General features: G+C 36.1%; 20 protein-coding genes and 4 tRNA genes. 16 read left to right on the top strand and 8 right to left on the bottom strand.

Annotated features, from left to right (window positions below; translation table 11 throughout):
• Window positions 1-23 precede the first annotated feature (23 nt).
• The 3 genes from DRF61_RS16955 to DRF61_RS16965 form a co-directional block, all read right to left on the bottom strand.
• Window positions 24-1,778 (bottom strand): peptide MFS transporter, encoded by a 1,755-nt coding sequence (locus tag DRF61_RS16955; protein ID WP_111959164.1) that lies wholly within the window; start codon window positions 1,776-1,778, stop codon window positions 24-26.
• A 132-nt stretch (window positions 1,779-1,910) separates the two neighbouring features.
• The gene (locus DRF61_RS16960) at window positions 1,911-3,566 is read right to left on the bottom strand and encodes a peptide MFS transporter (protein WP_111959166.1); all 1,656 of its coding nucleotides are present in this window, start codon (window positions 3,564-3,566) and stop codon (window positions 1,911-1,913) included.
• Window positions 3,567-3,705: 139 nt separating this feature from the next.
• Window positions 3,706-4,071, bottom strand: a complete 366-nt coding sequence (locus DRF61_RS16965; RefSeq protein WP_307724889.1) for a helix-turn-helix domain-containing protein — start codon at window positions 4,069-4,071, stop codon at window positions 3,706-3,708.
• 150 nt (window positions 4,072-4,221) lie between these two features.
• On the opposite strand from DRF61_RS16965, the gene DRF61_RS16970 reads away from it, so the two are divergent.
• On the top strand, window positions 4,222-4,416 hold the full coding sequence (locus DRF61_RS16970; protein WP_111959168.1) for a bacteriocin-like protein: 195 nt from the start codon (window positions 4,222-4,224) through the stop codon (window positions 4,414-4,416).
• A gap of 72 nt (window positions 4,417-4,488) precedes the next feature.
• Complete coding sequence (locus DRF61_RS16975; protein WP_111959170.1) at window positions 4,489-5,616, top strand: TlpA family protein disulfide reductase; 1,128 nt, start codon at window positions 4,489-4,491, stop codon at window positions 5,614-5,616.
• An 82-nt stretch (window positions 5,617-5,698) separates the two neighbouring features.
• Here DRF61_RS16975 and DRF61_RS16980 read toward each other — a convergent pair whose 3' ends face one another.
• The gene (locus DRF61_RS16980; RefSeq protein WP_111959172.1) at window positions 5,699-7,828 is read right to left on the bottom strand and encodes a S9 family peptidase; all 2,130 of its coding nucleotides are present in this window, start codon (window positions 7,826-7,828) and stop codon (window positions 5,699-5,701) included.
• A gap of 121 nt (window positions 7,829-7,949) precedes the next feature.
• On the opposite strand from DRF61_RS16980, the gene DRF61_RS16985 reads away from it, so the two are divergent.
• Window positions 7,950-8,423 carry a hypothetical protein gene (locus DRF61_RS16985; RefSeq protein ID WP_111959174.1) on the top strand — a complete coding sequence of 158 codons (474 nt, stop codon included), beginning with the start codon at window positions 7,950-7,952 and terminating at the stop codon, window positions 8,421-8,423.
• Window positions 8,424-8,435: 12 nt separating this feature from the next.
• Window positions 8,436-8,621, top strand: a complete 186-nt coding sequence (locus tag DRF61_RS16990) for a DUF6496 domain-containing protein (protein WP_111959176.1) — start codon at window positions 8,436-8,438, stop codon at window positions 8,619-8,621.
• A gap of 78 nt (window positions 8,622-8,699) precedes the next feature.
• Here the strand turns inward: DRF61_RS16990 and glgP are convergent, their stop codons facing one another.
• Window positions 8,700-10,355: an alpha-glucan family phosphorylase gene (gene glgP / locus DRF61_RS16995; RefSeq protein ID WP_111959178.1), complete on the bottom strand. Its 1,656-nt coding sequence runs from the start codon at window positions 10,353-10,355 to the stop codon at window positions 8,700-8,702.
• Window positions 10,356-10,557: 202 nt separating this feature from the next.
• Here glgP and DRF61_RS17000 point away from each other — a divergent pair, with 202 nt between their 5' ends.
• The 5 genes from DRF61_RS17000 (at window position 10,558) to DRF61_RS17020 (ending at window position 17,303) form a co-directional block, all read left to right on the top strand.
• Window positions 10,558-11,355 carry a hypothetical protein gene (locus DRF61_RS17000; RefSeq protein ID WP_111959311.1) on the top strand — a complete coding sequence of 266 codons (798 nt, stop codon included), beginning with the start codon at window positions 10,558-10,560 and terminating at the stop codon, window positions 11,353-11,355.
• Between the two features lie 168 nt (window positions 11,356-11,523).
• On the top strand, window positions 11,524-13,632 hold the full coding sequence (locus DRF61_RS17005) for a T9SS type B sorting domain-containing protein (protein WP_111959180.1): 2,109 nt from the start codon (window positions 11,524-11,526) through the stop codon (window positions 13,630-13,632).
• 96 nt (window positions 13,633-13,728) lie between these two features.
• Window positions 13,729-14,316 carry a DUF1572 family protein gene (locus DRF61_RS17010; RefSeq protein WP_111959182.1) on the top strand — a complete coding sequence of 196 codons (588 nt, stop codon included), beginning with the start codon at window positions 13,729-13,731 and terminating at the stop codon, window positions 14,314-14,316.
• A 70-nt stretch (window positions 14,317-14,386) separates the two neighbouring features.
• Complete coding sequence (gene mtaB, locus DRF61_RS17015; protein WP_111959184.1) at window positions 14,387-15,733, top strand: tRNA (N(6)-L-threonylcarbamoyladenosine(37)-C(2))-methylthiotransferase MtaB; 1,347 nt, start codon at window positions 14,387-14,389, stop codon at window positions 15,731-15,733.
• 52 nt (window positions 15,734-15,785) lie between these two features.
• Entirely contained in the window at window positions 15,786-17,303 is a 1,518-nt protein-coding gene (locus DRF61_RS17020; protein WP_111959186.1) for an FMN-binding glutamate synthase family protein, read from the top strand.
• Window positions 17,304-17,375: 72 nt separating this feature from the next.
• Here the strand turns inward: DRF61_RS17020 and DRF61_RS17025 are convergent, their stop codons facing one another.
• Window positions 17,376-18,119, bottom strand: a complete 744-nt coding sequence (locus tag DRF61_RS17025; RefSeq protein WP_111959188.1) for a hypothetical protein — start codon at window positions 18,117-18,119, stop codon at window positions 17,376-17,378.
• 55 nt (window positions 18,120-18,174) lie between these two features.
• Here DRF61_RS17025 and DRF61_RS17030 point away from each other — a divergent pair, with 55 nt between their 5' ends.
• Window positions 18,175-18,615: an RNA-binding S4 domain-containing protein gene (locus DRF61_RS17030; RefSeq protein ID WP_111959190.1), complete on the top strand. Its 441-nt coding sequence runs from the start codon at window positions 18,175-18,177 to the stop codon at window positions 18,613-18,615.
• A gap of 12 nt (window positions 18,616-18,627) precedes the next feature.
• Here DRF61_RS17030 and DRF61_RS17035 read toward each other — a convergent pair whose 3' ends face one another.
• Window positions 18,628-19,143, bottom strand: a complete 516-nt coding sequence (locus tag DRF61_RS17035) for a shikimate kinase (protein ID WP_111959192.1) — start codon at window positions 19,141-19,143, stop codon at window positions 18,628-18,630.
• Window positions 19,144-19,257: 114 nt separating this feature from the next.
• On the opposite strand from DRF61_RS17035, the gene DRF61_RS17040 reads away from it, so the two are divergent.
• From DRF61_RS17040 to DRF61_RS17055, 4 genes are all read left to right on the top strand, one after another.
• Window positions 19,258-19,330, top strand: a tRNA-Lys gene (locus tag DRF61_RS17040).
• 37 nt (window positions 19,331-19,367) lie between these two features.
• Window positions 19,368-19,450, top strand: a tRNA-Leu gene (locus DRF61_RS17045).
• 74 nt (window positions 19,451-19,524) lie between these two features.
• A tRNA-Lys gene (locus DRF61_RS17050) sits at window positions 19,525-19,597 on the top strand.
• A gap of 177 nt (window positions 19,598-19,774) precedes the next feature.
• Window positions 19,775-19,847, top strand: a tRNA-Lys gene (locus tag DRF61_RS17055).
• Window positions 19,848-20,032: 185 nt separating this feature from the next.
• Here DRF61_RS17055 and panC read toward each other — a convergent pair.
• Window positions 20,033-20,881 carry a pantoate--beta-alanine ligase gene (panC, locus tag DRF61_RS17060; protein WP_111959194.1) on the bottom strand — a complete coding sequence of 283 codons (849 nt, stop codon included), beginning with the start codon at window positions 20,879-20,881 and terminating at the stop codon, window positions 20,033-20,035.
• 171 nt (window positions 20,882-21,052) lie between these two features.
• Between panC and DRF61_RS17065 the strand changes: the two genes are divergently transcribed.
• On the top strand, window positions 21,053-21,823 hold the full coding sequence (locus DRF61_RS17065) for a glycogen/starch synthase (RefSeq protein ID WP_111959196.1): 771 nt from the start codon (window positions 21,053-21,055) through the stop codon (window positions 21,821-21,823).
• A 12-nt stretch (window positions 21,824-21,835) separates the two neighbouring features.
• A complete protein-coding gene (locus tag DRF61_RS17070) occupies window positions 21,836-23,443 on the top strand; it encodes a DUF4270 family protein (protein WP_111959198.1) in 1,608 nt (535 codons plus the stop codon).
• Window positions 23,444-23,448: the final 5 nt, after the last annotated feature.

Raw genomic sequence — 23,448 nt, forward strand, 5'->3', positions numbered from 1 at the left:
TTTGTTGTATTTTATTGATGCGGTTATTTTACACCGTGCATCATTTTCTTTAAGATTGGAGAGATCAAACCTAAAATAACAGCTGCGATACCACAAAGTACTACGAATACCATAAAGAATTCGAATAGGTTGTGGATCTCAAATCCTGCAAATGTAGGATTGTGCAATGGTAACTGAGCTTTCTCAAATGCTGCTGTCTGTTCAGCAGTCAACGTTACTTTTTTATCTAAAACGTCCTGAAGGTTTATGCCTATTTCCTGTGCTTTTGTGAATTTATCACCTGTAGCAGGGATAAGAGCTCCCAATGAACCTGCCAATGCATACCCTGCAGCATTGGAAATAAAGAATACTCCATATAATAATGATGCAAATCTTTTTGGAGCTAGTTTTCCTACCAATGAAAGACCGATTGGAGATAAGCAAAGCTCACCACAAGTCTGGATGAAATAAAGAAGCATTAGCCATTTGATTGCTAATAATCCTGAATTTCCAAGATCTTTTACGTTGTGTGCAATAATGAAGTAAGAAAGAGCAATTAATGCAAGACCCATTGCTTGCTTGAACGGAGATACGGGTTCTCTTCCTTTTGTTCTTAATTTATCCCATGTCAAACTGAATGGAACGGCTAACAGAACTACGAAGATACCGTTGAAGATCTGAACCATTGAAGGAGGCATATTCCATCCGAAAATGTTTCTGTCTGTCTGGTTGTCAGCAATAAATGTTAATGAAGATCCTGCCTGCTCGAAAGCTGCCCAGAAGAAAATGATAAAGAAGGATACAATATAAATTACCCAGATTCTCTGTCTTTCAATCTTGTTTTCTGCAGAACTCATGATCAGGAAAGCCAGGGAAATACCGGCCGCATAGATGAAAGGATAAATAATTCCTTTGATCAATTGTCCCATCTCTACGGCTTTAAATCCGAATTCTCCTACCAGTAAATATCGGAAAGCGAAGAATAAAACCACAAATATAACTCCGGTGATCCCTAAAGATAAACCTGAGAATTTAGCGGTCTGAGTTTCACCTTCTTCAAAGTCTGCACTTGTATTGTTCTTTGGCAATCCACCGATAGGTCTCCCTTCCGGATTTACCACATATTTATTTTTAAGGATAAAGAATGTTACGGTTCCAATAATCATTGCAATTGAAGCGGCTAAGAATCCCCATTTGAAAGCAAAAATATCTCTTACTCCTGTAGCTGCATCTTTCACATCTCCTACGTAAGGGCAGATAAATTGTCCCAGGAATGCTCCGATGTTAATCCCCATATAAAAAATGGTAAATGCAGAGTCCAGTTTGGATTTCTCCTGCTTAGGGTAAAGACTTCCCACCATTGAGGAAATATTCGGCTTGAAGAATCCATTACCGAAAATGATAACGAATAACGCCAGCCACATAATCATTTTGGAACTGCCCAGATCGGCAGAGAAAGTAGAGGCACTGATAAATAATAGAAACTGACCGATAGCCATCAGAGATCCACCGATTAAGATGGCATTTCTGTTTCCTATATATTTATCTGCAATAAATCCTCCCAAAAGAGGTGTTAAATAACATAAAGCTAAAAATCCACCGTAGATAATTGCTGCATCTGCTTCTTTTATTAATAAGGAATTTACCATGAAGAGCGTCAAAAGGGCTCTCATCCCATAAAAGTTGAAACGCTCCCACATTTCTGTTCCGAAAAGAACCCACAATCCTTTTGGATGCCTTGAATTCTTATTCTCTACAAACTCATCCGGTTTCGGACTTAATGCTTCAATATTATCCATTCTATTGTTAATTTTTGTTAAGACTGACAAATATAGTTTTTTTTGAGTTTTTGGCAAGGTTTTAATTTTATATTTAAATAAAAAAGCTGCAGAACGATGCTGCAGCTTGATATTCTTTATGATAAATGAGGATTAATGTCCTTTTTCCCTCATGATCTTATTCAATCTTTTTAACATTGACAGACCTAAAAGTGTCGCAAATATTAGCAAAGCAAAGTTAACCAGGAAGTAATTCATCTTATTGTCGTAGCTGTACCACGTACTTGCCAGGATTCCTGAAAGCTTATTACCAACTGAGTTGGCTAAGAAGAAACCTCCCATCATTAATGCAGTAATTCTTGCCGGTGAAAGTTTTGAAACGAATGAGAGTCCCATTGGAGAAAGGCAGAGCTCCCCAACAGTAATTACTCCATAACCGGCAACCAGCCATAACGGTGAAACTTTTTCAGCCCCATTATCTCCTGCCATAACGGCGAGAGCCATTACCAGGCATGATAATCCTGAGATAAATAATCCTAAAACAATTTTTGTAGGAGTAAGCGGTTCTTTTCCTTTTCTTCTTAATAAAGCCCAGAGCCCTACAATGACAGGCGTTAAAGCAATTACCCAGAATGGATTGATAGACTGGAATAATTCCGTATTGTATAGATAGACTTTCGATTCCGGATTTCTTTCCAAGGCGGCACGCTGTTCAGCAGAGATATTTTTAAAATAGATATCCTTCCCGGTTTCTTTAATGGCTTTTCCGTCCTTGTCCTTTTGAGACTGGAATTGATTGTCATAAACCGGAACCTCTTTGTCTTCATAGCTTTTCCCTTCCACCATATAAATATCCTCGAGAGGTTTTTCCAGTGACGCAGGAACACTTCTGTCCGTATAATAATTGGCCCATCTTGTTAAAGCCGTACCATTCTGCTTAAAAACTGCCCAGAAGAACATACTGATTAGAAACACTGAAAGTAGAGCTCCGATTGATGGTTTCTCCTCTGGCTTAGCTTTAAAGTATAGTGAAGCATAAAAGTAGATCACAGGAATACAGGCAAAAATAAAGGCGTCTGTACTGTCGCTACCGAAGATATTTCCGGGAATGAACCATCCAATAGCTCCCACTGCAATGGCAGGGACAAAAACCTTAATTAAAATTTCAGAAAGCTTGGTATCTCCTTCTTCTACAGGCTTCATCTGTGCGGCATGGATATAGTGTTTTCTACCGATGGTAAAGATCACAAGACCAACAAGCATTCCTACTCCCGCAGTGATGAAAGCTTCACCCCATCCGAATTTATTACGCATAAAAGCTGCAATAATATTACAGATAAATGCCCCGATATTGATCCCCATATAGAAAATATTATATCCGGAGTCTTTATTGGCTTTATAAGGTTCCTCAGAATAAAGGTTTCCTAACAGTGTGGAAATAGTGGGTTTAAAGAAGCCATTCCCAATGATGATTAATGCCAGAGAGCCATAAAAAAGAGGCAGCTCTTTGAAGACCCCCATTCCTATATATCCTGCAGCCATCAAAATTCCGCCCAGATAAATAGATTTAATATATCCTAAAACCCTGTCAGCCAAAAAACCTCCAAGGAACGGTGTTAAATAGGTCAAGGCGATGTATGTTCCGAAAATATCATCAGCCGTTTTGTCCGGAAGTCCAAGTCCTCCTGTTAGCCCGGTTGGCTCAATGACATAAAGAACAAAGATTCCAAGAATCAAGTAATACCCGAAACGTTCCCACATTTCTGTGAAAAAGAGGAAGGGTAAGCCTTTAGGATGTTTAGTCTTCATATAATCAATTTTCAAATTTCCCAAAAATAAGTTTTTAATTTCAATTGATAAAATAAATAATATCCTATAGGAATCATTAATGAAATAAATATTAAAGCACCTTAATTTTATTTTAAAGGAGCTTTTGAGAATATTTTTATTAAGATTTTAAAACTTTGATTTCTTCCTCTAATTCTTGGACTTTATGTTTTAAAAGAGAAATGTAATCCTGCAGATTTTCCAATAAAGAATTGGAAATGTTGAAATATTGATTATAATTTCCAGAATTATCATGAAAAGTTGAATTGTCATTATTTATAGAAAACTTACTTTCAGTCTCTTTAATATCTTCAACGGGAACTTCAAGAGCTTCAGCTAGTTTTTGCCATTCCTCTTCATGAATTCTTACTTCTCCGCGTTCTTTGCGAGAATAGTTAGAAGGATCTGTAGATAATATTTTAGCCATTTTTTCCTGAGATATACCTTTTTGTTTACGTAGATTTTTAAGTTTTTCTTGTATCATCATTTTTACTTGTTTTATGCAAATATGCAAAAACATGTACCTATTTTGCAAGAAATTTACCAAAAAAATACCAGTTTTATTTCACGGCGGTTTGATTTTTATTTCTAGTTTTGAAAATGTCAATAATGGCACACAATTATTAAATTATCTATTATGAAAAATTTAAAAAAATTAACAAGAAAAGATCTTAAAGAATTAAAAGGTGGAGGAAATCATTATGATGTAGGAGTTGGTGAGGATGGCGGATCTGGTGATACATTCAAATGCTGTAATACATCTACGGGAGCTTGTGGTCCGTGTGGAGGTCCTGGGTCTTGCGATGCCGGTTATGAATTAAGATATTGTTAAACAAATTAAAAAATTAGAAAGGCTGTTATGTTTCAGCCTTTCTTTGTATTTTTATTTTAAAATAATTTCTAAATGATTGGCAATTTTTTTTTATTAATAGGTATTCTTTTTTCTCTTAATTTTTTTTCTCAGGATAAATTAACTATTGTTGGAAAGGACACTAAAAATCAGTACCAGAAAACATTAAAACTCATAAGTACGTTTAATGAAAAATATTATGGTGGCTTTACAGGGGATTCTTCTAGTATAAAGAATAATATATTCAACTTCAAAGTTCCAAACTATAATGATGGTATTCCTAGACCTTTTCGGCTTTTATTTAAGACTGAAAAAAATAAAGTACTTAAAATATCAGATATTTTTTATATTTCTAAAAAAACAAATACGATAAATTTTGATTCTGATAAAAATAAAATCATATTTGATAATAAAAACGATCTTTATAAGGAAAAAATGAATTATGAAGCTTATATGCAGTCTTATATTTCTGAAAAGAATAGATTAGATAGTATTAAATTTAGTATTAATGAGAGGAAAAAATTTAAACTTGAGAAAATAACAATAGACAGTTTACAAAATTTATATAATACTCTCGATCACTATGAAGATTCTTTGTTATTAAGTCTGTCAAAAAAAACACCGGATTCTTATGTTATATTTTGGAAATTGGTGCAAAAATTTGAATCTAAGGGATATAACAAGAAATACTATCAAATTTTCAATAATCTAAACAGCTCAATTAAGAAATCTTCTGTTGGATTGATATTTAATAATCAATTCAAAAGATCAGAAAAGATAGTATTAGGCAGTTTATTTCCTGATTTGATTTTTTACAATAAAAAAGTTTTAGCAGAGCTAGGTAAGAAATACACTCTTGTAGATTTTTGGTTTTCTTATTGTCAACCCTGTATAGAAGATTTTCCAAAATACAAAGAAATATATTCAGAGTATCATGATAAAGGTTTCGAAATTTTAAATATTTCTACTGACAGAACTAAAGATAAGGGAAATTGGGAGAAAATTATCACGGAAAAGGAACTGAAATGGGTTCATTTTTTAGATGAAAATGGTGTAAGAGCTAAACAGTATAACATTAATAAATTTCCAACAAACTTTCTTTTGGATTCTTCAGGAACAATCATTAAAAAAGATATTTCCCCTGAAGAATTAGAATTTTATTTAAGTGAAAATTTAAGATAAATTATCTCGTCAAAATGTTTAATGAATATAAAAACCTCCCAAAGGATATTTGAGAGGTTTTGAAAATTTTATTTAAAAGGAATTATAAATTATTCAAAATAAAATCCGTCATTTTCTGATACAGCTGCGGTCTTGTCTGGCCCCCGTAAATTCCGTGGTTTTTATCAGGGTAAGCCATAAATTCAAACTGTTTTTTATTTTGAATTAAAGCTTCAGAGAATTCCATAGAGTTCTGGAAATGTACGTTATCATCAGCAGTTCCGTGGATCAGTAAGAATTTACCCTTTAATAGATTGGCATACTCTGTTGGAGAATTTTTATCGTATCCGTCAGCATTTTCCTGAGGGGTTCTCATGAATCTTTCCGTGTATACGGAATCATAATACCTCCAGTTGGTTACCGGTGCTACAGCGATTCCGGCTTTGAAAACATCCGCTCCTTTCGTCATTGCCAGACTGGTCATATAACCTCCGTAGCTCCATCCGAACATTCCGATTCTTGTTTTGTCAATATAAGACTGGTTTCCGAACCATTTTGCCGCAGTAATCTGATCTTCAATTTCATATTTACCCATATTCATGTAGGTAACCTTCTTGAACTTAGCTCCTTTATAACCCGTTCCACGCCCGTCTACACAGGCAACGATATAACCTTTCTGCACCAAATGATTAAACCATAAAGCATTGCCATTGTCCCATGAATTCGCAACCTGCTGAGATCCAGGTCCGGAATACTGATACATAAACAGTGGATATTTTTTATTAGGATCAAAGTTTTTAGGTTTCATGATCCATGCATTCATCTGGTCGCCGGCGCCATTTGGAATGGTGATGAATTCTTTATCTGCAAAATTATCGGCCTTTAATTTCTGTAGCTGGTCGTTATTATTCTGAAGTTCTTTTACCGTTTTACCGTTTCCGTCTTTTAAAACAAAAGTGTAAGGTCTTGCAGCAGTAGAAGATGTTTCAATGAAATAACTGTAGTTCTTACTGAAATTGGCAGAATTGTTTCCTTCCGCATTAGAAATAAGCTGGGATTTTCCGTTTTCAATATTTACTTTGGAAACGACTTTGTTGATGCTTCCTTTTTCAGTCGTCTGAACATAAATTTCCTTAGACTTCGGATTGAATCCATAATAATCGGTTACTTCCCAATTTCCCTTTGTTATTTGCTTTTTAAGCTTTCCATCCTTGTCATACCAGTATAAATGACGGTTACCGTCTCTTTCGGATGCCCAAAGGAAAGAATCATCATCCAGGAATTCCAGAGTAGGGCTATCTGTATCGATCCATTTCTCATCCGTTTCTGTGAATAGTTTCTGAACGACTCCGGTTTTGGTATTCACCTTTAAAATATCGGACGCATTCTGAATTCTTTCAGAAGTCACCAGAACCATTTCGTCAGGCTTTGCCGTCTGAATGACATTGGGGATATAATAGTTTTTAAAAGAACTTAGGTTGATTGGCGTTGTTTTTCCCGTATCAAGACGGTACAGCTGGGCAGAAACTATAGAGTTTTTTTCTCCTGCTTTAGGATATTTGTAACGCATTTCCTCAGGATAAAGTTTTTTTCCATAGATCGGAATATAGATCTCCGGAACCTGGCTTTCATCAGATTTTACAAATACAATGGCATCCGAGTTCTTTGTCCATTCATATTGTCTTGCATGCCCGAATTCCTCTTCATATACCCAGTCAGCTAACCCGTTGATAATGGAATTTTTCTTACCGTCATTTGTAATCTGGGTAATTTTTCCTGAACTCAGGTCCTGATAGAATAAATTATTTTCAGCAATGAATGCTACTTTAGAGGCATCAGGAGAAAATCTTGGCTCCTGAACTGTTTTACCGTCATTCAGGCTGATTGTCTTACCTGATTTCAGATCTTTTACCTCAAACTTTCCAAGAAATGAATGTCTGTAGATGGGCTGGCTTTCTGTTAAAAGAAGAATTTTTGATTCATCATCAGAAAATTCATAGCTTTCAAATTTACCATCAACAATATTTCCTTCTTTTTGTGAAGTTTTGTAAGAGTATTTGGCAATTCCTGTCGGCTCAATGACCAGATAATTTTCTCCGTTCTTCATAGATGCTATACCGGCAATGCCTTTTCCGCGGTAATATCCTGAATATATTTTATCTAAAGTGATTTCCTGGGCAGACACATTATGGAATGCTACAGCCACGGTAAGAGTTAAGAGTAATTTTTTCATTTCTAATTTTAATGGATCTCAAAGATAATAATTTTATTAAATGCATAAAAAAGCTTTTTTAATACGGCTTTTGGCAAAAAAATTGAATGTATTATTATAACAATCAAATTAAATAATAATTATGGAAACGAATGCATACAACCAAAAACTGAACCGTTATGTTTTAGCCGATCAGATTGTTTATACAGGCTTTTCAAGCTTCAAAGATGCGGAAGACTGTGCCAACAAAAAAGGCGGAACTTTGGTGGAAGTTGGGTTTAAAGATGGGAATGATAATCCACAGATTACCAATGAAGCCGGCCTTATTGAGAAAAAACTTCACTATTATGTTTATGCTGGTGATGAATATAAATTTATTCATTCATCTGATCCCGGGTTCAGGAAATACGCAGATGAATTACAGAAAATAAAAGCAAAGATTCGCCAGGATGCACCGGACGAAAGATATCTGGCTAATTTTGAAATTGAAAATGCAGAAGATCCGATTATTGTGATTAAAAATGATCACTTTGAATCGGTAACCTCCAGAGAACGCTCAAAATATTTGAAGCACGCCGAAGTTTATGAACTAGGGGTATCCCTGCCAAAACCTTAAAAAATTTTTATCATGAGCAAAACCAAATATTCAGAAAAAGCTCAGGACAAAGTGGGAAAAGTCATGCACGAATTTAAAGAAGGAAAACTGAAGTCCTCTTCAGGAGAAAAGGTGACCAGCAAAAAACAGGCTGTGGCCATAGGAATTTCAGAAGCCAGAGAAAAAGGCTTGAAGGTGCCAAAGAAGAAAAAAGAATAACATCAATAAAAATTCCGTGAAAGTATTTTCACGGAATTTTATTATAAATCAGTTGATTGAACCTTTTTTACCTTTTATCTATTTGTAAAGCACTTTGTAATATTCATCTGCCATTCTATCACTGTTAAATTGGTGCTGAACATCATTCATAGCCTTATACTGAATTTTTCTCCATTGGTCCGGATTATCGTAATAAGCAGGCAGGATTTCGTTTTCAAGAATTTCGTACAGCTTATTCAGATCATAAGTATCCTGTTCGTAAATGCTCATATTTAAATAATCAGCTTTCGGAACAACAAACGAATTTTCTCCCGGTTCGGCAAATTCAGGGATCCATCCGTCATCGGTAGAAAGATTTACAGATCCGTTCATAGCAGCGGTCATTCCTGAAGTTCCAGAAGCTTCTCTCGGTACCCTCGGATTGTTGAGCCACAGATCTGAGCCCTGTTTCAGGGATTTACTTAAAGAAAGCTCATAGCCTGTAAGTACAGCCATATTTTTATGATTTTTACTTTCCTCTACCAAAGTATTAAAAGTAGAAATAGCAGAATAATCCATAGGATAAGGTTTCCCTGACCAGATAATCTGTACCGGATATTTTTGATTATTCAATAACCTGTAGAATCTTTCCTTATCATGAAGCAGTAAATCTGCACGTTTATACCCTGCAAATCTTCTTGCCCAGACAATAGTGAAAATGTTAGGATCAAATAGATTTCCGGTCTGATCTGCGACAATGGTGAACAGTCTTTTCTTTAAATGTTTTTTGCGGTAATCAAAAACAGTTGCATCGTTTTCATCTTTGGCATTATAAAGAGGCTTATCGGCCCAGTATTTAAATTCCTGTGCGTTGGTAATGGAAGTAATTTCGCAGATTCCAGGATATTTACTCCACATAGCTCTGGAAACCTCACCATGCAGCTTAGAGACGCCGTTCGCCATTCTTGCCATTTTCAGAGCACATAGCGAGTGGTTGAAACGATCATCGGTTGCTCCTTCGATACTTTTTACCTCTTCCATGCTGAAACCGGAAAAGTAAGACATATCATAACATAGTTTCAGATTATGTTTTTCATTTCCTGCTTCTTCAGGAGTGTGGGTGGTAAAAACCAGTTTTTCTTTCACCCGGTTCAGATCTCCATTGTACTTTTTCAGCAGGTAAAATGCGGCTGGAAGTCCATGAGCCTCATTCAAATGATAGACTTCTCTTTCGGCATTTATTTCGTCGAGTAACTGAGCACCTCCTTTTCCAAGCAAAATATACTGAGCCAGTTTTGTAGATTCGTTGGCATCGTATAATTTGTGGCAGATGGTTTTAGAAACGTGATCGTTTTCCGGCACATCTGTAGAAAGAAAAAACATGGGTGCCGTATTGAAAATTTCAGGATCAAGGTACCATACTTTTACCCAAACCGGGGCACTATGGATCTCGATCTGAAATTTGATTCCGGTATCCTCAAGAAAGCTGTACATCTTCCTTGTCCAGACCGGCTGAAGGGTCTGGTCATGATTTCTGGCCTGATCATAATAACCAAATTTCCAGAGAATTCCGATCCCTATAAGATCCTGTTTCAGGTTGTATGCACTTCTCATATGAGATCCTGCAAGGAATCCCAAACCACCCGAATATATTTTTAAAACCTGTTCAATGGCGAATTCCATCGAAAAATAGACGGCTTTTTTAGAATATTGTGGATTGATGCTGTAAGGTATTTTAAAATTTTTAAAATCCATATAAATCACAGTTTTATAATTTGAACGCTAAAGGTATTGATTATGAAAATAAACTTTACATTAATTATTTGATAAATTAATTTAAAAGTATCCTGTGAATAGTTTTTTTACTTACCTTTATTATGTAAATTTTTGAAAATCAAAAACTTCTAACGGTGAAACCAATATGGCATGTGTTCTTTGGTCACATAAAAAATCACCTATGAAAAAGACATTTTCTGATGAAGATTTAATAAAGAATCTAAGCCTATACTATATGAACCGGCATTTGAAAAAAAAGCCGATGGAAAAGTATCACCGTAAAATAGACGAATCTCTTCTTCATGACCGAGAAAAATACAGAAAGAAATCTGAGATTCTATTGCTTAATTCGTTTATGCATCACTTTCCCGATGTCAAATTTGAAGACCTTACCTGCGAAAGTCCGGACTTTATCGCTAAACTCAACGACAAGAAGATTGGAATAGAACTGACCGAAGTGATCAATCATCTGGAAATGAAAAAAGTGGAAAGTACTTTAAATAAGATGTTCCGCCAGGCAGAAATATTATTAGAACAGGAAGACACCGCGAAATATCGTGGTGTTTATTTTTTAGAATTTTACCCGAATATTAAATTTGACAATATAGAACAGCAGGAGGAAAATATTCTCAGTATTTACAGAAGCATTAAAAAGAACAAACCTTTAGGCTGTGTGAAAGGGATGAGGAAATCTTTTCACCGCAGAAATGTTTTTATTACCCATGAATACAGCATGAACCTTTTTGATGAGCTTTGCTCAGAAAAGATCCTTGAGCTTATCGATAAGAAAAATGAAAAATTTCCCTATTACGATACGTCCGTAGATGAATGCTGGTTGGTGATTGTTTCCGATATGAACTCCATTGCTTCAAGATATACATTTATTCAGGACAAAGAGCATTTGAAGGAAGTGAAGAGTCCGTTTCATAAAATTTTCCATCTTGAAAATCTATGCGGAAATATTACAAGCATAAAATAGTTGGTATTTATTGCGTGATATCATAATTATTATGTGTTTTTATTTAAAATAATTCAATATTTTTAAAAATCCATTGTTTGTGATTAAAATATAGGTATATTTGATCTATGTGTTGTCAATCAACATATGCGTGTGGTTTTCAAATCATTCACTAAAAACTATATATCTATGAAAAAACTTTTACTCCTTATTTTTTTAGGTATTTCTCAGGTATTTTTTGCGCAGGCAGACTGTTCAACCGCACTTGCCGTCTGCGGAAATTCCAACATTACTTATAGTCCCACTGGATATGGCAATATTAAAGAATTGGTTAATTCAGGAAGTTGTATAGATGGAACTGGTGAACACAATTCAATCTGGTATAAAATAACGATTGCTACAGGAGGAACACTTACCTTCGATCTGGTTCCGAATAACCCGGATGCTGATTATGACTGGGCCATTTTCGGTCCTAATGTAAACTGTGGAGCTTTAGGGGCACCCATACGATGCAATGCTGCAACGGTTATAGGACCCGGACCGGCTACCGGCTTAAATATGACAAGCACCCTTATAAGTGCTGTCGGAGGTTCACTCACACCTTATTGTAAATATCTGGATGTTTTGCCGGGCCAGACTTATTATTTGTTTATTGACAACTGGGTGAGCAGTACCAGTACTACAACAGCACCGTTTTCTTTAACATGGGGTGGAACTGCAACATTGGCTTCCCCATTTACAGATCCGGCTTTACAGCCTTATCCTTTCATTCCTCCGGGAATTCCGGCTGTTAATCCGGCCGATCCAAAAGAAGTAATCATATGTGTAAATCCTGCTGTATTTGATTTTTCTACACTTTCTGCAGGAATTCTAAACGGAAATCCGAACTTTAGCGTAAGCTATCACACAAGTCAGAATGATGCGTTAACCGGAAATAATGCCATTACAGTTCCTACTACTGTAAATACAACATCTATTTATTATTACAGTATAGGCTATACGGATCCAACTAATCCAAACAGTCCGCTCAATAAATGTAAACAGATTGGAACATTTAAATTTAAGGACGGTAAAATCACGGCAAAAAATGCAACACTCACACAATGTAACAATAATAATGCGGGAACAGCAGTATTTGATCTTACAACAGCAGATGTTATTACAGATCCAACCGTGACCAAGAAATATTACAATACGCTTTCAGATCTGAATGCAGGTATCAATGAAATTACAAATCCGTCAGCATTTACTTCTGCGGAAGGAATCATTTTTGTCAAAGTGATTTCATCCTTCGGATGTACTGCTGTTGCACAGATAACATTGAAATTCTACCCGGTTGTTGTGGTAAATGATACTACATTAAGATCCTGTGCTATTGAAGGTAATCCGTCTACGGCATCTTTTAACCTTACAGGTGCATCGGTAACCTCTCAGACTGGGGCAGGTAAAAAATACTATCCCTCTGCAACAGATGCCGTGAATCAGACCAATGAAATTTTAACGCCTGCAGCATATATTGCTCCCAGCGGTGTGGTTTATGTGCGGGTTTTCAATGCGCAGGGTTGCTATAACATAGCTAAAATCACACTAGTGGTTATTCCGCCGGTTTATTCCACCATTCTTAAAGATAAAGTTATTTGTGTGGAAGACAGAACAACTTTGGATGCAGGCCCGGGATTTAATGGTTATGAATGGAGCACAGGAGCAACTACGCAGACGATCACAAACGTTGGAGTAGGTACCTATTGGGTAAAACTTAAAACAGGAGATTGTACCGTGGTGCAGAACGTAAAAGTATATCCTTCTGAACAACCGGTTGTTTCAAGTATAGAAATTTCAAATACTACCGTTACGGTATTTGTGATAGGAGGAACGGCACCTTACAAATATTCCATGGATAATATAAACTGGCAGGATTCTAATGAATTCAGCAATGTTAAAAGAGGAGATGCTACCATATTTGTAAAAGATTCTTACGACTGTGATCCGATAGATATCAGTATTGTTGTCCCTAATCTTGTTAACGTGATTACACCAAATGGTGACGGTTACAATGATGTTATTGATTATTCTGCCTTAGCCAATAAGAAAAATTTGGTAATGAATATTTTCGACCGCTATGGAAATATGATCTATCAGATCGATAAATCTACCGGCTATAAATGGGACGGAAGCAGTAGGGGCGGAGTGAAGGTACCTACCGGAAACTATTGGTATTCTGTAGGCTGGAATGAAAATGATAAAATGAACACACCAATTAAGTATTCAGGATGGATCGTAGTTAAAAACAGAGATTAAGCTTTTTAATAATAAACTATATAGATAAAACCATTTCGAAAGAGATGGTTTTGTCGTTGAAATAATTTTAAATTAGTCTGATCAATAACAGAAAAAATGAAGGATCTTTTTGTAAAACGTTTTCAATATTATAAATCTCTCGGAGATAAATCATTCGGTCAGCTTTCTGATGAGCAGATGTTCTGGCAGTACAATGATGAAAGTAATTCCATTGCAGTCATTGTTAAACATATTGCCGGCAATATGCTTTCAAGGTGGACCAACTTTCTAACGGAAGACGGAGAAAAAGCCTGGCGCAACCGCGATGGAGAATTTATCAATACCTTTAAAACCAAACAGGAGGTTATTGATTTCTGGGAAAAGGGCTGGGAATGTTTTTTTGATGCTTTGAGCCAGATCAATGATGAAAATTTATATTCTACTATTTATATCAGGGGAGAAGGACATTTGGTCTTAGATGCAGTTTTGCGTCAGCTCGCCCATTATCCTTATCATATCGGGCAGATCGTTTCCATTGCGAAAATGATAAAAAATAATGACTGGGAAACGCTTTCTATTGAAAGAAATAAGTCTCAGGAGTTTAATGCCGGAATGAAAGATAAGTTTTCTAAACAAAAAGATGTTTCCAATTCATCTCCGGTATGCTTTCAAAACAGCCCTGAAGTAAGGGACGAATATAAATAATAGACTGAATCGATTTAGAATTATTATTAAAATTACTATCTTTGCACCCAGAAAATTCAGGAGTAAATAAATGTCTACTTTTCACGGAACTGCCGCATTTCATACACTCGGCTGCAAATTAAATTTTGCGGAAACATCTACTATTGCCCGTCAATTGGCAGATGCTGGTTATGATAAAGTAAGTTTTGATGATAAAGCAGATGTCTATGTCATCAATACCTGTTCGGTAACTGAAAACGCAGACCGTGAATGCAAATTGCATGTAAAACGGGCAATGAAAGCCAATCCGGAAGGGCTGGTCGTTATTGTAGGATGCTATGCGCAGTTAAAGCCTGAAGAAATTTCACAGATCGATGGAGTAGATCTTGTTTTGGGAGCCAAAGAGAAATTCAATATCTTAAGCTACCTGGATGATTTGGAAAAATCGGAAAATGAAGGCATTGTACATTCTTGCGAAATTGAGGAAACTGATTTCTTTATCGGAAGCTACTCAATAGGGGACAGGACAAGAGCCTTTCTCAAAGTGCAGGACGGATGCGACTACAAATGTACGTACTGTACCATTCCACTGGCAAGAGGGATCTCACGATCAGATACTATTGAAAATGTTCTCAAAAACGCCAAAGAAATTGCCGAAAGAGACATCAAAGAAATCGTTCTTACAGGAGTTAATATCGGTGATTACGGTAAAGGTGAGTTCGGAAATAAAAGACACGAACATACTTTCCTGGACCTGATATCAGAGCTCGATAAAGTAGAAGGAATTGAAAGAATCCGTATTTCTTCCATAGAACCGAACCTTTTGAAAGACGAAAGTATTGATCTGGTTTCAAAAAGCAAAAGCTTTGTTCCCCACTTTCACATCCCGTTACAGTCCGGATGTGATGATCTACTGAAAAAAATGAAGCGCCGCTATCTTACCAAGCTGTATAATGACAGAGTCAATAAGATCCGCGAGGTAATGCCTGATGCAGCTATCGGTGTAGACGTTATTGTGGGATTTCCTGGTGAAACAGAGGAGAAATTCATGGAAACTTATAACTTCCTGAACGAGCTTCCTATTACCTACCTTCACGTATTCACTTATTCCGAAAGAGAAAATACGGAAGCAGTCGGTATGGATGGAGTAGTGCCTATTCCTGAAAGAAAAAAACGTAATAAAATGCTGAGAATACTTTCTGAAAAGAAAAAAATGGCATTTTATCAGACTCAACTTGGAAAAACGCTTCCCGTTCTTTGGGAACATGAAAATAAAGACGGTAAAATGTATGGCTTCACTGAAAACTATGTGAGAGTCCAGAAAGATTTTGATCCCGCATTCGTTAATCAGATTGAATTTCTAAATTTAGAAAAAATCCTGTCAGATGGCACGGTTTCTGTGCAGTCATCCTTCGAAAGTTTTTTAGCAAAAGCGTAGTCTCTTTGCAAAATTTCTACTAAATTTATTTTAACTTTAAATAACTACATTCATGAGAGATAAGTTTTTATCTTGGGGAATTGTATTAGTAATTGCTACATGGGTCGTTGCATTACTGATCAGAGCGCATTACTGGATACCCATCCTGTTATCTGCCATTTATGCATTGGGTGTTTACAATGCTTACCAGTCGAAACACGCTATTTTGAGGAACTTCCCGGTACTGGGATACTTCAGATACTTTTTTGAAAGTATTTCACCCGAAATGCAGCAGTATTTCATAGAAAGGGAGACAGACGGAAAACCATTTCCCCGAAACCAGCGTTCTGCAGTATACAGACGAGCTAAAAACCTGAGTGATACTGTGGCTTTCGGAACACAGCTGGAAGTTAATCACCGAAAATATGAAGGAATCAAGCATTCTATTTATGCAAAATCGCCTGTGGAAGAGCTCCCAAGAGTATGGGTAGGAGGAGAGCAGTGTACGCAGCCCTACCATGCTTCCCTGTTCAATATTTCAGCAATGAGTTTTGGGGCATTAAGCGACAGGGCACAGATTTCTTTAAACAGAGGCGCAAAAAAGGGGAATTTTTATCATAACACCGGAGAAGGAGGTATTTCTCCCTATCATTTGGAAGGAGGAGATCTTTGCTGGCAAATTGGAACCGGATATTTTGGTTGCCGTGACGAGGAAGGGAAATTTAATCCTGAACTGTTTGAAAAGTACGCCACTCTCCCAAATGTAAAGATGGTTGAAATTAAGCTGTCCCAAGGGGCAAAGCCAGGACACGGAGGTGTACTTCCGGGTGTGAAAAACACACCGGAGATCGCAAAGATCCGTCACGTCACCCCAGGAATGACCGTTATTTCACCACCATCCCACAGCTCATTTTCTGATGCTGCAGGCCTGTTGAGGTTTGTACAGCAGCTGAGAGAGCTTTCAGGAGGTAAGCCAACAGGTTTTAAGCTTTGTATTGGAGATACTAAAGAATTTGAGGATATCTGTGTACAGATGAATGTTTTAAAAATCTATCCTGATTTTATTACCATAGATGGGGCAGAAGGAGGAACAGGAGCTGCACCTCCGGAATTTTCAGATGGCGTGGGAATGCCTCTGGAACCAGCCCTGATTTTCGTTAACAGAACCCTTAATAATTATAATTTAAGAAGTAAGTTAAGAGTGATAGCCAGTGGAAAAGTACTGACAAGCTTGGATATCCTCAGAGCAATAGCTATGGGTGCGGATATGTGTAATAATGCAAGAGGATTTATGTTCTCGTTAGGATGCATACAGGCCTTAAGATGTAACAATAATAATTGCCCTACGGGAGTTGCCACTCAGGATAAAATGTTAGTTAAGGGACTTGATGTTACTGATAAAAGTGAAAGAGTATACCATTTCCATAAAAATACTCTGCATACCTGTAATGAGCTGATTGCGGCGGCAGGAAGAAGCTCTTATGAAGAAGTAGATGCCACTATGTTCATGAGAGGAGACGAGTTTGATCATCTGGCTGATTTATATTTCCCGGATATCTTAGGAAATGTGAAACAAAAAGCGAGATCTTAGTAAATATATAAAAAATAAAAACCGCCTTCATCTGAGGGCGGTTTTTTTATGTAAAATATATTGATCTTAATATTATTGTCCTGCAGGTCTGTCAGCTCTTCCATAAACCTGGAAATTAAATACCATAGAATAATTTCTTAAAGAGTATTGCGTGCTGTAAGGATAATGTGGATCTCTTGCGAAGGCAGCTCTTGACGGTACTAATATAACACCTTGAAGATTATATGGATTTCCGCTTGGGAGGTTTTTAAAAGCTTTGAATTTCTGAATAGCTTCACGGAAGCCTTCAATTTCATAATAACTTCTTTGCTGTGCTATCCCCGTTGTTGCATTTTCTAGGATACTCTTTTTAGCATAGTAGAACAACGGATCAATCATTGGAAGTCCATTACCATTAATTGTATTTACCAATGTTAAACTGGAGATGAAAGAAATATTTCCATCAGTATTTCCTGCTAAATAAGCATTGGCTCTTACCATAAGCGTAAGAATATCAGATTCTCCGATAGTTTGTGGCTCAACTGTTGGTTGCGCCCCTTCTCTCACAATGTATATGGTCCCGGAAGGAAGTGTTTGATACGGCAGATCTATTAATTTTTTTTCATTGTCATCACTGGTATCTGTTGTGCTGAAAGCTTTTATATTTCCCTGGGCGTCCAGATAATTTTCGCTCATAAACTTCTTAATAGCCTGATCGTCATAACTGTTCTGAACGGAGATGTCTTCCGGTTCTTTATAAGTTTCAACTTCATCATCTTTCTTACATGCAGAAAAACATAAAGATCCCGCAAGGATATATAAAAATATTTTTTTCATTTCAAAAAACTTTAATTACTTTACAAATAATATAACGGCAAAAGTATAAAAAATTATGAGAATAGATAAATTTTTATGGTGCATTCGTTTTTATAAGACGAGAAGTATTGCAACAGAGGAAATTAAAAAGAACAGAGTTTCTATTGGAACATCTGCCGTAAAGTCGTCTAAAGAGGTAAAAGAGGGAGATGTTATCAAGATCCGCAAAAATCAAATCGATTATAAAATAAAAGTTACCCAGATCCCCAAAAGCAGAATGGGAGCAAAGCTTGTCCCTCTTCATATCCAGGATGTGACGGACAAAGAGCAGTATGAACTATTAAAGCTCCGCAAAATGTCGCAGGATTACTATAGAAATAAGGGTGAAGGAAGACCTACTAAAAAAGACAGACGTGAGATGGATGAATATGTAGGAAATGATATAGCCTCAGACTTTACAGATTGGGATGATTTCTTTGGAGAAACAGCAGATGGCCCCGAAGGAAATGAAGATTAAAATAAAAAAGCTCTAGAGATAGAGCTTTTCTACTATTTCCTGGACAATATCTTCAGGATCCCTAGAATCCGTATTAATGCTAAACTGTGCCTTGCTGTAAAAAGCATTTCTTTCAAATAAATGCTTGGCAATGAACTCAGGCAGATCTTCATCAGCAATGTTAGCTATTAAAGGCCTTTTTTCTTTCTGTTTGGAAAGTCTTTCGTATAAAGTACCTACAGAAGCTCTTAAAAAAATGCTTTTAGAGTTGAGGTTGATAATTTCCATATTATTATAATAAACCGGCGTTCCCCCTCCCAGACTTAAAACCAGGTTTTCTTCCGAAGCAAGAATTTCTTCCAATGCCTCTCTTTCCAGCTTTCTAAACTGAATTTCTCCCTTTTTTTCAAAAATCTCAGGAATGGTTAATTTATTTCTTCTGGAAATCTCTTTATCAAGGTCAATGAGTTTAAAATTTATTTTATCGCTTAAAATTTTGGAAATGTGAGATTTGCCACATCCCATGTATCCGATCAGTGAAATAACCATGAATTTTTTTTTAACAAATTTGCAAAAAAGTTTTGAGATAATGAAAAAACTCCTATCTTTGCACCACTGAAAACGAGGGACATTATTCAAATGTAAAATCGTTGCAAAGTGACCGACTCGGTAGCTCAGCTGGTAGAGCAATACACTTTTAATGTATGGGTCCTGGGTTCGAATCCCAGCCGGGTCACAAGCGAAAAAAATTACTAGATTTTTGTAATTTTATAGCCTGCGTGGTGAAATTGGTAGACACGCCATCTTGAGGGGGTGGTTTCCTAAGGATGTGCTGGTTCGAGTCCAGTCGCAGGCACTGCAAAGAAAACTTTATAATTAATGGTGAATAATTAAAAATTAATTTTATATTTATCATTATTAATTATGGCCGACTCGGTAGCTCAGCTGGTAGAGCAATACACTTTTAATGTATGGGTCCTGGGTTCGAATCCCAGCCGGGTCACAAGTTTACTGAAAAGTAAATTTTTTTCATATTAATATTTTGTGATTTGGTGTTTCAAAGGTCTCCGCAAGAGACCTTTGATTTTTTTTATATAATCGTTTGCAGAAATTAAAAAAAATTATATCTTTGCACCTCTTAAAAACGATGGCATTTAATGCAGATTGTTAGCAAGTGACCGACTCGGTAGCTCAGCTGGTAGAGCAATACACTTTTAATGTATGGGTCCTGGGTTCGAATCCCAGCCGGGTCACAAGTTTACTGAAAAGTAAATTTTTTTCATATTAATATTTTGTGATTTGGTGTTCAAAGGTCTCCGCAAGAGGCCTTTGATTTTTTTATATTCCATGATAAAAAGAAAAAACTCTGATAAAGTAATCAGAGTTTGTGTTTTATAAATGAAATATGCTGAGTATTTTGTTGAACAAATGTTTAATATTAATCCATATGCATATTGTCAATTAATCTCACGCCATCTACTACAACTACGATGAATGCTCTGTAATTTCTGTCTTTATAGAAAAAATCAGTTTCTTTCAAGGTGTTTTCATCAGCGATCAAAAAATACTCTAACTTCATGCCCTGCTGATGGTCAAAGATATCTGTTACTCTTTCTTTTATTTCGGGAATAGTAATCACTCTGAACCAGTCATTTACTTTAACTAATGTCTGGTAAATAATTTTTGCCGCTTCTTTCCGGTCTTCGTGAAGTCTTTGATTTCTCGAACTTAATGCTAATCCATTTTCTGCTCTGAAAATAGAAACGCCTGTAATTTTCACGGGAAGATGTTTCTTTTCAACCATTTTTTTGATAATGGCGAGCTGCTGGAAATCTTTTTCCCCGAAATAAGCATTGTCCGGCTGAATCTGTCTGAAAAGCTCTTCCACTACAGTTCCCACTCCATCAAAATGTCCGGGTCTGGATTTTCCCTCCATTTCATTTTCCAGTCCATCAAAATCATAATGCTTGCTTTCTGTTTTCTCGGGGTAAATATCAGCTACTTCAGGAATATAAACTGCATCTACTAATCCCGAATTTTCCAGGATAAGAATATCTCTGTTAATATCTCTTGGATATTTTTCCAGATCTTCCGGATTATTAAATTGGGTAGGATTTACAAAAACTGAAGAAATTACCAAATCATTATCTTTTCTGGCTTCCTCATAGAGTGAAAGATGACCTTTGTGAAGTGCTCCCATCGTAGGAGCAAACCCAATCTTCTTCCCCATTTCTTTCTGTCTTTCAATGAAATCCTGAAGGGTTTTCTTATTCTTTATAACTTCCATAGTTTATTTTAATGCTAATTCAAAAATACTAAAAATATCATATAATTATATGAGTTTTTAATAATTTGAAAATGGGAATTATCGTAAAAAAATGTTAATTAAAATAATGTTGAATGTTTTTTTGTAATTTTGCACATTAAAGCATTTTTACAAAAATATAGATAGAAATTTATGCCGAATCAAAAAATACTGTACATTACTACAGAGATGTATCCATATCAGGAAGACACGAATATGGCTGCATTGGTAAACAAAATGGCACTTAAGATGCACAATGAAGGCAATGATGTAAGAGTTTTTATGCCAAGATTTGGACAAATAAGTGAAAGAAAATTCCAACTTCATGAGGTAATCCGTCTTTCGGGAATGAATATTATCATCAATGACCTGGACCAGCCTTTAATTATTAAAGTAGCGTCTCTTCCGGGGGAAAGACTTCAGGTTTACTTTATTGATAACGAAGAATACTTCAAAAGAAAGCAATACTACGTAGATGACGAAGGAAATCCTTTTGATGATAACGATGAAAGAGCGATTTTCTTTGCAAGAGGTGTTATAGAAACCATCAAAAAACTAAACTGGGTACCGGACGTCATCCATTTGAACGGATGGATGTCTTCTTTTGTTCCAATTTATCTGAAAACTTATTACGAATCTGATACTTACTTCAAAGACGCCAAAATCGTTCTTTCTTTATACAATGAGAAAGACGCTGACCTGGATAAGAATATTGCTGAAAAATTGACATTCGATAATATTTCTGGGTTAAAAGCGTTAGATAATCCGACAATCAAAAACTTTGTTATTGAAAGTATGAACTATGTTGACATGGTGGTAAAAGGAGATGAGTTTCTGGATGCAGACCTTGATAAAGGTTTCAACGAAACAGCAACTCCGAAATCCGAATATGTGGACGTAGATTCTATAAACCAACTTTATTAAAACACATTTTTAATGATTCATACTGTTAAAAGGACCTTTGCCATACTTCTTATGGCGGTTTTCGGGAGTGCCCTTCTTTATAATTGCGAACCGGAGGCGGATTCGTTGGGTGAGCAGCTTTTTATAGATGGGGCTGCAGAAGGTAATGTAACTTCTTACGACCTTATTGCTTATAATATTAATAATCATGATACAATCCGAAGTGATGCTGGCAGACTGGTAAGTCTGGTCAACACAAGTACATCTTATTCCGCAGCTGTTTTGGGGGCATTCTCTGAAGGACAGTTTGGTATGCAGAAAGCATCATTTCTTACTCAGTTGAGAATGAGTACAGATAATTTTAATTTTGGTACCACTCCAAAAGTAGATTCTGTAGTTTTGGTCTTAAAGCCGACCCCAGTGGCCGATTCTTTAGTTACACGACCTGTTAAAGATGAAAGTTTATTGGTAGGAAATGAAACAGTACCTGTTTCTACAACAATCAAATCTTATCCAACTGATTATTCTTTCAAATATGGTAAAATGAAATTAGGTCCAGGTGGAACACATACTTTATTACATATTAATGTAGATGAAGTTACAACATTTTTGGATGGTAATGATCCAGCTTTCAAGCGTTCTAACATAGTTGTGAACACCGGTACAGCACTTGGCTCTACTGTATTTGATGGAAATGTAACTGCTAAGACTATTACTAAAAAATCGGACAACTCAACTTTGTTTACTTCTGACGCTGGAATTAGAATTCCTTTAAATAAGAATTTTTTCCAGACTATGATTCTTGATAAAAACGGTAAACCAGAATTGATGGACGCTGCTAATTTTACAAGACACTTTAAGGGAATAAAGTTATCTGTGGCTGAGACGGACGGCTATCTTTTGCAATTTAGCCCTAATGACATGGAATTGATAATGTATTACACCAACGAAGTAAATAATAATGGTGTTGTTACAAGACCTCAGTCCAACTTCAAATTTCTTCTTACAGGAAATGTTGGTAACGCTCGTTTTGGACAATATGAATATAATAGAGCCGGTTCTGCATGGGCTACTGCTTCGTCAAATATCAATGAAATAGAAGGTGATACCAAACTTTATATGCAGGGAATGGGAGGACCTTCTGTAGGTGTAAAGATACCTGATGCAACCATTGCAAATCTTAAAACGCTATATCAGAATGATAAAGCAGCAATTATTAGTGCTAAAATCAGAATTTTCACAGATGCTGCAACCTGGAGTAATAATTATAGAAGAACAAATAATAACTTTTCTATTTTGCCTATTGATAAGAAAGATCCAGCTACAGAAGTACTTACTTCTTCAGGATTTATTGCAGATATAGATGCTGGATTTACATGGTTAAAGTCTTATAATTTAGATAAAAATCCTTCTTATTATGATTTTACTATAACAAAAACAGTAAAAGAAATTGTTGAAGGTACTGCTGAAAATAAGACATTGCTTGTTAATATTGGGCAGTTTATAAGTACAGGGACTTCATTCCTTGGCTATAAATATACATCCAGAGCATTTGCAACAGAAAGAGGAGTTTATGTTGGATCGGATAAAACGAATCCTAACAGAATTCAATTAAAAATCACTTACGGTACTAAAAAATAAATAAA

The organism is Chryseobacterium lathyri (assembly GCF_003290185.1).
GTDB lineage: Bacteria > Bacteroidota > Bacteroidia > Flavobacteriales > Weeksellaceae > Chryseobacterium > Chryseobacterium lathyri.

What these genes read in the sequence shown, in the direction of transcription:
- DRF61_RS16955 (WP_111959164.1), bottom strand. Translation starts at nt 1,778, where the DNA reads ATGGATAATATTGAAGCATTAAGTCCGAAACCGGATGAGTTTGTAGAG.
- DRF61_RS16960 (WP_111959166.1), bottom strand. Translation starts at nt 3,566, where the DNA reads ATGAAGACTAAACATCCTAAAGGCTTACCCTTCCTCTTTTTCACAGAA.
- DRF61_RS16965 (WP_307724889.1), bottom strand. Translation starts at nt 4,071, where the DNA reads ATGATGATACAAGAAAAACTTAAAAATCTACGTAAACAAAAAGGTATA.
- DRF61_RS16970 (WP_111959168.1), top strand. Translation starts at nt 4,222, where the DNA reads ATGAAAAATTTAAAAAAATTAACAAGAAAAGATCTTAAAGAATTAAAA.
- DRF61_RS16975 (WP_111959170.1), top strand. Translation starts at nt 4,489, where the DNA reads ATGATTGGCAATTTTTTTTTATTAATAGGTATTCTTTTTTCTCTTAAT.
- DRF61_RS16980 (WP_111959172.1), bottom strand. Translation starts at nt 7,828, where the DNA reads ATGAAAAAATTACTCTTAACTCTTACCGTGGCTGTAGCATTCCATAAT.
- DRF61_RS16985 (WP_111959174.1), top strand. Translation starts at nt 7,950, where the DNA reads ATGGAAACGAATGCATACAACCAAAAACTGAACCGTTATGTTTTAGCC.
- DRF61_RS16990 (WP_111959176.1), top strand. Translation starts at nt 8,436, where the DNA reads ATGAGCAAAACCAAATATTCAGAAAAAGCTCAGGACAAAGTGGGAAAA.
- glgP (WP_111959178.1), bottom strand. Translation starts at nt 10,355, where the DNA reads ATGGATTTTAAAAATTTTAAAATACCTTACAGCATCAATCCACAATAT.
- DRF61_RS17000 (WP_111959311.1), top strand. Translation starts at nt 10,558, where the DNA reads ATGAAAAAGACATTTTCTGATGAAGATTTAATAAAGAATCTAAGCCTA.
- DRF61_RS17005 (WP_111959180.1), top strand. Translation starts at nt 11,524, where the DNA reads ATGAAAAAACTTTTACTCCTTATTTTTTTAGGTATTTCTCAGGTATTT.
- DRF61_RS17010 (WP_111959182.1), top strand. Translation starts at nt 13,729, where the DNA reads ATGAAGGATCTTTTTGTAAAACGTTTTCAATATTATAAATCTCTCGGA.
- mtaB (WP_111959184.1), top strand. Translation starts at nt 14,387, where the DNA reads ATGTCTACTTTTCACGGAACTGCCGCATTTCATACACTCGGCTGCAAA.
- DRF61_RS17020 (WP_111959186.1), top strand. Translation starts at nt 15,786, where the DNA reads ATGAGAGATAAGTTTTTATCTTGGGGAATTGTATTAGTAATTGCTACA.
- DRF61_RS17025 (WP_111959188.1), bottom strand. Translation starts at nt 18,119, where the DNA reads ATGAAAAAAATATTTTTATATATCCTTGCGGGATCTTTATGTTTTTCT.
- DRF61_RS17030 (WP_111959190.1), top strand. Translation starts at nt 18,175, where the DNA reads ATGAGAATAGATAAATTTTTATGGTGCATTCGTTTTTATAAGACGAGA.
- DRF61_RS17035 (WP_111959192.1), bottom strand. Translation starts at nt 19,143, where the DNA reads ATGGTTATTTCACTGATCGGATACATGGGATGTGGCAAATCTCACATT.
- panC (WP_111959194.1), bottom strand. Translation starts at nt 20,881, where the DNA reads ATGGAAGTTATAAAGAATAAGAAAACCCTTCAGGATTTCATTGAAAGA.
- DRF61_RS17065 (WP_111959196.1), top strand. Translation starts at nt 21,053, where the DNA reads ATGCCGAATCAAAAAATACTGTACATTACTACAGAGATGTATCCATAT.
- DRF61_RS17070 (WP_111959198.1), top strand. Translation starts at nt 21,836, where the DNA reads ATGATTCATACTGTTAAAAGGACCTTTGCCATACTTCTTATGGCGGTT.